This window comes from Microcystis sp. M169S2 (genome assembly GCF_020245865.1).
GTDB classification, from domain to species: Bacteria; Cyanobacteriota; Cyanobacteriia; order Cyanobacteriales; family Microcystaceae; genus Microcystis; species Microcystis ichthyoblabe_A.
The window spans coordinates 1-6,734 of sequence record NZ_JADBUB010000159.1 but is presented as its reverse complement, the minus strand read 5'-3'; the positions used below and the strand labels follow the sequence as shown (position 1 = coordinate 6,734).

General features: G+C 44.4%; 7 protein-coding genes and 2 pseudogenes. 4 read left to right on the top strand and 5 right to left on the bottom strand.

Translation table 11 applies throughout. The features are described from left to right. Window positions 1-113, top strand: a pseudogene (locus IM485_RS15955) (IS630 family transposase); the annotation flags it as partial. 107 nt (window positions 114-220) lie between these two features. On the opposite strand, the gene IM485_RS15950 reads toward IM485_RS15955, so the two are convergent. The 3 genes from IM485_RS15950 to IM485_RS15940 all read right to left on the bottom strand — a co-directional run bounded on the left by IM485_RS15950 (window position 221) and on the right by IM485_RS15940 (window position 3,035). Next, on the bottom strand, window positions 221-604 hold the full coding sequence (locus tag IM485_RS15950; RefSeq protein WP_002747361.1) for a DUF4346 domain-containing protein: 384 nt from the start codon (window positions 602-604) through the stop codon (window positions 221-223). A gap of 325 nt (window positions 605-929) precedes the next feature. After that, window positions 930-2,324, bottom strand: coding sequence for a DUF2252 domain-containing protein (locus IM485_RS15945; protein WP_104396854.1), 1,395 nt, complete (start codon window positions 2,322-2,324; stop codon window positions 930-932). 543 nt (window positions 2,325-2,867) lie between these two features. After that, window positions 2,868-3,035 carry a sulfate transporter gene (locus tag IM485_RS15940; protein WP_287744287.1) on the bottom strand — a complete coding sequence of 56 codons (168 nt, stop codon included), beginning with the start codon at window positions 3,033-3,035 and terminating at the stop codon, window positions 2,868-2,870. Here IM485_RS15940 and IM485_RS15935 point away from each other — a divergent pair. Next, window positions 3,019-3,195, top strand: a complete 177-nt coding sequence (locus IM485_RS15935) for a hypothetical protein (protein ID WP_287744285.1) — start codon at window positions 3,019-3,021, stop codon at window positions 3,193-3,195. The two genes, IM485_RS15940 and IM485_RS15935, sit on opposite strands and share 17 nt — an antisense overlap. A 121-nt stretch (window positions 3,196-3,316) precedes the next feature. Here IM485_RS15935 and IM485_RS15930 read toward each other — a convergent pair whose 3' ends face one another. After that, window positions 3,317-5,281 (bottom strand): FAD-dependent monooxygenase family protein, encoded by a 1,965-nt coding sequence (locus IM485_RS15930; protein ID WP_287744282.1) that lies wholly within the window; start codon window positions 5,279-5,281, stop codon window positions 3,317-3,319. A gap of 121 nt (window positions 5,282-5,402) precedes the next feature. Between IM485_RS15930 and IM485_RS15925 the strand changes: the two genes are divergently transcribed. Continuing rightward, window positions 5,403-5,645 (top strand): hypothetical protein, encoded by a 243-nt coding sequence (locus IM485_RS15925; protein WP_104396856.1) that lies wholly within the window; start codon window positions 5,403-5,405, stop codon window positions 5,643-5,645. A gap of 7 nt (window positions 5,646-5,652) precedes the next feature. Then, on the top strand, window positions 5,653-6,468 hold the full coding sequence (locus IM485_RS15920) for an LmeA family phospholipid-binding protein (protein WP_104396857.1): 816 nt from the start codon (window positions 5,653-5,655) through the stop codon (window positions 6,466-6,468). 51 nt (window positions 6,469-6,519) lie between these two features. Here IM485_RS15920 and IM485_RS15915 read toward each other — a convergent pair. Next, window positions 6,520-6,734: pseudogene (locus IM485_RS15915) on the bottom strand (hypothetical protein); the annotation flags it as partial.

Here is a 6,734-nt window from a genome sequence, read left to right as displayed (position 1 = left end):
CTCCTGACTTAAATGATATCGAACATGATTTTAGTGCATTAAAGAGGGCAAGAATGTATGCTCCTGTGGGGACACCCCTTGATGAAATTATTCGTACTTATTGTGTCGCCTAGTGTCTCGTTCTTATTTGAAATAACTATATTTATCTTCATCTTTATCCCTGTTTACTGTTTACTGGACGGCTACGCCGTGCCTTTGGCAACACTGAAAAGCCCAATCTTTAATCCTGAATATATTCTTCCCCGGTGATTAAAGCGTATTCAGCGCGGGTGAATTCTCGACCTAAATAAGCAGCATGATCGAACATAGTAATCGGACAAGGTTGGGTTTCTTCGATCACTTTGACGGCTAATTCTTTGGCAGTCCTAGCGGTGTAAATAGTCTCAGGATTGCGATCAAGTTTTTGCCTAACACCGATAACTTTTCCCGTTTCTGGATCGACGGCTAAACCTTTTTCGTTGATAATATTGCTGTAATGTTTGGCACAGATTAACCCTGCTTCTCGGTCGAGATAAATAATAAAATATCCTGCGGGATCGAGAGCGATCGGGCGTTTGGAAAGTTGATGATCAATAGCTGTGATTTGGGATTTTAATTCGCTCATTTTCTTGACAAAATCACTTAAATATGTAGATGAAAGCAAGAGCAAATTATATCACATACCATCATCCTTTTTCTAGAGCATTTTGTAGAGATAACCCCTATTTTCTGTGAGCAAATCTGACCTACTGAGCAATAATACTAAATCCTGTTTAAAAAGTATAGGAGAGTGGGGAGGGCCGGAGCAGGGAGAAAAAATCCATAACTTGAGAGTTAATCGGACTATTAAAAACGGATTTGGTATCATACCAGCTGCCATGTGGGGGCGCAAAGCTCGCGCCCCTAATCTAAGGTCGAAAAATAACAGACTGATAGCTGAGAGCTTAACCCTATAAATTTTCTTCCACCAAAGCCTCGACCCGTCCTGTTTTGACTGCATCTACCAAAGCGGCGTGATCTCGTTCTGTCTGATCGGCATAAGCGATCGCAAATTCGCCCAGGGCTAGATCGAACTGATCTCCTTTCCCCAAATAACCGCTAATAGTGGCCGCGTCTCCAGATTTAGCGTGGGCGCGGGCCAGAGTCCAGCCGCAGAACTCGGCGTAGCGTTGCAGTTGGACGGCCGATACTCCCTCAATGGGTAGGGAAAACTTCATATCCCGCAGTTGCCGTAAATAGAAGTTGTTGCCCCCTCTTCCCCGGGTCCAGCCTAAAAATATGTCGCTAGAGGATTGCATCAATCTCTGGCCTGTAACTACCCGTTGTCCCTGATTTTCGTACTGGCTCTTGGTGGTATAGGGTTCAAGAACCGAAGGGCAAGCTTCCTTAACTTGTAGGATGAGGGGATGGTTATCTTCCGAGAACAATAGGGCGATATAACATCTGGTGCCGACACTGCCAATGCCCACCACTTTCAGGGCAAAGTCCTCTAACTGGTAGCGATCGAACAGGACCCGGCGTTCCTCCGGCAGGGATTGGCGATAATCTTCCAGACCCTCGCGCACGAGAGTCTCCCAATCCGGTTCGTTGACATGGTAGAGAATAGGCGGCTGATCGACAAAGCGATTGCGTCCGCCGGTTTGGGTGACGATCTTGGGGTAGAGATGTTCGATGATGCGCTCGCGGGCTTTTGCCATCATCTGTTCCCGCAACTTCCGCGTCTTTTCGTCGGGAGCCATCTCGATCGCCTGTTCTGCTCCTATGCGCGTGTACCATACCTCTAAGGGACTGAGGCGAGAATATTCCCGCAGGTGTTCTCGATAGGAACGAGCGCAATCGATCGCCGCTGCCTTCGATTCTCGCTCGGATAGATCGCTATCCCTGCCGGCGATGACAAAACTGACCACGAGACGCTTGAGATCCCATTCCCAAGGCGCGGGCAGGGTTTCGTCGAAATCGTTAATATCGAAGACTAAATTGCGTTCGGGGGTGGCAAAAAATCCGAAGTTCAAGAGGTGGCAATCTCCGCAGGCCTGCACGATAATGTCAGTTTTGGGAGTGGTGGCCAGATCGTAGGCCATCAAGGCAGCGGAACCGCGCAGGAAGGTAAAGGGACTCCGCAACATTCGTCCGTAGCGGATGGGAATCAATTCCTGTAATCGCCCCCGATTTGATGCTTCGATGATTTCGATCGGCTCTCGACCAGCTGCGGGGGGTTGCCAGATAGCGTGGCTAGAACGCGGCAATCGCTCCCGCAGGGATTTACCGATCTGGATGCGTTCTTCCCGTGAACGGAATCGAGCTTGAGAAGGTGAGCGGATCGGGGTTTCTATTTGGTGGTTCATAGCGACTTTTTCCCCTGAATGAGATTACATCCCTTGCTGTTAGATGACTAAATGAATACAAGCAATAGGAAATAGATAAGTCAATAGTGATGGTTCCCCTTCTGGGATAACTTTCTAACATTTCCCCCTTTAGAGATAGCTTCTGATGCTCGGTTCAACAATTAATCTTCACTCGTTTCTTATCTAGGGAAGATCAATCTCATCGATGATAGATTTTTTCTGAAATGGCTATCTCTTAAATTTGCTTAACTTTTAGCCCAATGGCAGCTCTACTGTTCCGATTATATCTTGCTCAAAAATTGCTGGCGGGATAATCTTAACAAAATTTTATCTAATGGTCAGCCTTCAGCCAGGGGCTAAAATCTCACTCTTTTGTCGGGAAAAGGGGGAACTATTCCGGGTTAAAGGTGAAAATTTTCCCCTTTCCCCAGTTCTGTAGGAAGTTTTCTGTTTATTTTTTTGGGTAATGATTTGGTAGTATTAGTTTAGGTCTGTCAACCGAGAATTTACCCCTAGATTGTCTAGGAATGAGCGGTGAAAGTGTCAATATTGAGGCTCGGATGATGGGGGTGAGTTACGATGATGAAACGCCTCGATCGCTTTCTCTAGGGTTGGATAAATACGTTCGATTGAGATCGTCTCGGATAGATATCCTTTTTTTAATTGCTGATCTAAATCTTGCTTCACCCGTGCCATGGCGAAAGTAACCATCGTCATATCTTCTCCTGTCATCGAAAATGTCCCGAAAATCTCGCCACCCGCTCAACTGCCGGTAGGAATAATTTTTCGCTGGTTTAACCTAGTTTTTTCTAGAACCGAGAAATTTATTCGCCAAGATATTAGTGAAACCAAATTAAATTGTATTCAGTAAGGATTAGGGTAAATCCTGTTAGAGAAGCAACCCTCTGGGGGGGGTTAACTTCTTAAACAATTCATCTACTTTGACTTCTAACGCGCCTAGGGTGATGGGAGCGTCAATTGATAAATATTCTCTAATTTCTTAAGCCATAATTAAAACTCAATAACTTTAACCAGAGGCGGGGATTGTCTTTTTCTAGCCAGCTTTGGGAGTTTTCTAACCATTGAGGAAACCAGGAACCAAAAAGCAGATTTTTGACTCCATCAAGGCTAAAATCGAGATAGGAACCCAACCAACGTATTAAATCCTTACTCCCGGCCATTTCTGCTATCCATAACAGTAAAGTGGGGTTTTTTCTGGCCGCTTTAATTGCTAAACGGCTAAAGGTCAACCAATCGGTTTTATCCTTAATAAAGGTTTCAGAAACCTCCGGCGGTTCGTCGGCCAATAAACCGAAAAATGTGTTTAACATGGCGTTAATTCTTTGGGGTGGTAAAGTTTTTCCCGTGGGAACCATCATTCCTTTAGAAAATAACCAAGTTACTGCCACATTACTTTGATAAGCCCGCACATTTTCTAGGTCTTTAGCTGTTAGTAAATCGTGTTTTAATGCCGTATCCAAAAGATGGGTTAAGCGCTCTAAATTACGCACCAAAGAACCGAAACCAGTAAAAATTAAGGGTGATTGCAGGGAGGCGGCATCACCGATGGCTAAAATGCGATTAAAGGAGACAATTCGATCTTTTTTTCCTGTGCTAAAATGCCCCGGTATATAACCAAAGGTGGGTTTTTTCCAAGTTAATTTTTCTGGATCACACTGTCGATATTCGGGCAGAATAGTAAAGAAATCTTCGTACATTTCCAACAGAGAACCGGGGTTATCGGGATGGACTTGATGATAGTGAAATAGATAGAAAGTTAATTCTTTTCCTTCCCCCGGAAATAATTCCCAAATTAGTTGTCTGCCTTTAGAAATATCGCCATGGGAATTTAAGACATCGCCATAGTGAGAATCCCACACCACCGGATCGAATCCTTCTACTACTGCCCCCACTGTCGGACAGACACTATCAAAGGCACGCACTCCGTTTAATTGCCAAGCAATGGGGGAGGCGGAACCCATGGCATCAATCAATAAACGGCCTTTTATTTGTTGAATTTCTCCACCATGATTAAGGTTGACAGTAACACTATTGGCGGTAATATCAGCCTTGATAAATTCCGTTTGATCGAGAATTTTACCGCCATGATCCTGTATTTTTTTAGCGCAGGATTGCAGCAATTTATCAGAATTAATGGCGATATTTAAAACCGTGGGAGTATGGAGAATTTTGGCTTTCAGATGGGGGGGATTATTGCCATCAAAAAACTTATTAAAGCCATCGATGTATTCTTGGAAGATTAATTCCTCGAATTCTTCGTCCGTAAATAGACCTAAATTAATTAAACTTTGAAACTCCGATCGAGAGATATTCCATTCCCGATTCATCCGTCCGAAAGGTAGTCTTTCTACTAAGAGGACTCGATAACCTAATTTGGCCATCTGTGCCGCATGAATTGCCCCCAAGGCACCACCAATATAAATTAAGTCGTAGGTGATGGGATGATCATTTTCCTCACTGCTAGAGAAAATTACTGGCTGCGGTTGTTGGGGATTTTTGGCACTGTCGCGCCAACGTTTTTCCCACCAGTACAAGCGTTCTAAATCTGCCTCCCCTTGGGGCATTTTGCGGAAGTAGTGAACCGTTAGGGGATAGTCCGCTTCTAAATCTGTAAAAATTGAGTGATTTTTTTGATCGATATTTGGTATCGTGTTATACTGCGGCGGGAAACGCTTTTGTAAAGCTCGATCGATCTGCCGAGTTAGGGATGTTTCTTGATTATGCGATCGCTCACCCCAGCGGAAAACTTTTAAATAAGTAGTCCGTTGCAGCGTCCAGACAAAAATCGATAATTCGATCGCCTCCGATAAGCGCAATCTCACCCCGTTAGGTGTATTTGTCTTAACACCATTTGCGGGTTGCCAATCGGATTGTAACCACTGACAAACGGCGATCGAGTCAGGAGTCGGAATTTCTCTGTAAAGTATTTCTTTCATCTTGATTTAGCTGTTAAACCCAAAAATCGTCTGATTACGCTAGACTACACAAAAAGTTTTCTGAAAAAAGTTTAAAAAACTTTACATACCCAGATTAATACACAGCCTACCCCATCTGATTATGAATTATCCCATCCCGACTACCCCCGAAGAAATTGCCGCCCTCCGACAGCGTCCCGTCGATGAGGAGATGATCGCTGCCGTGATTGCGGGAATTATTAGAATGGCCCGCGCTCAGGGTCAATCTCTCGATGATCTGACTGAAGAAATTCTCGCAGAAGACCAGGTTTTAGATCAAGTGCAACGACGTTGGTTAAGTCAGCTTTTGACTAATGCTTGGCAAAATTTAGCTGAATGGGTGTAATTGGGCGATGGAATGGCTAACAATCACTCTCGCTAGTGTTTTGACCCTGTTAACTCCCGCAGGGGCAATTATTGATACGGTTTTAGCTCATACCCTTCGCTCCCAAGTCCAAAAAGTGGAACAATTAGCCGTGAGGGTCGATAATACTCCCAATTATCAGGCTCTGCAAGGCAAAATCGATCGAGTTCGCATTTCTGCACGGGGAATTTATCCCCTTGCTGGTGTTCGCATTCAGAAGATCGAGCTAGAAACTGAGCCAATTAGCCTCGATTTGCGGCAATTACAGCAAAAAAACAGCAGTTTAGCCGCCGCCTTGCGCCGACCAGCTGCGGGGGCATTGCATCTTGTCCTCACGGAAACTAATGTTAATCAAGCTTTACAATCGCCAGCGGTCAAAGAACAAATTCAGACCCTGATTAATAATCTGATTCCCTCTAGGGGAGAATTTGGTAGCACAAAATATCAACTTAGTCAAGCAAATTTTAACTTTCTTAATAATAATCGAGTTGCTCTCAGACTGCAGCTGGAGACCCAAAGGCCAGACGAACCAGCAGCCAGCCTCGATATTAGCTTAGAAGTGGGATTTAAGCTAGTGCAGGGGCGAAAAATCGAGCTTATTGACCCCACAGCCACTCTTAATGGTCGTCGCATCTCCTCGCGCCTTCTCAAGGGGTTTGCCGAGGGTATATCCACCCAGTTAGATTTAAAAAACTTCGAGAAACAAGGAATTATCGCCCGCCTTCTCCAATTGCAGATCGACGATGATAAGCTGAGTATAGCCGCCTTTGGCAGAATTGAACCTCGATCGGGGAACCCCAATTAAATTTAACGGTCAGAAAACAGGAAATCGGAAGTGGGAATTATGAATTATGAATTATGAATTATGAAGTGGGGTGGTGGGGAAGTAGGGAGACCACTTCGTGCGCGTTGCGGGGGGAGAATAAAAGCGTTCGACTGATAACTGATAACTGATAACTGATAACTGATAACTGATAACTGATAACTGATAACTGATAACTGATAACTGATAACTGATAACTGATAACTGATAACTGATAACTGATAACTGATAACTGATAACTGATAACT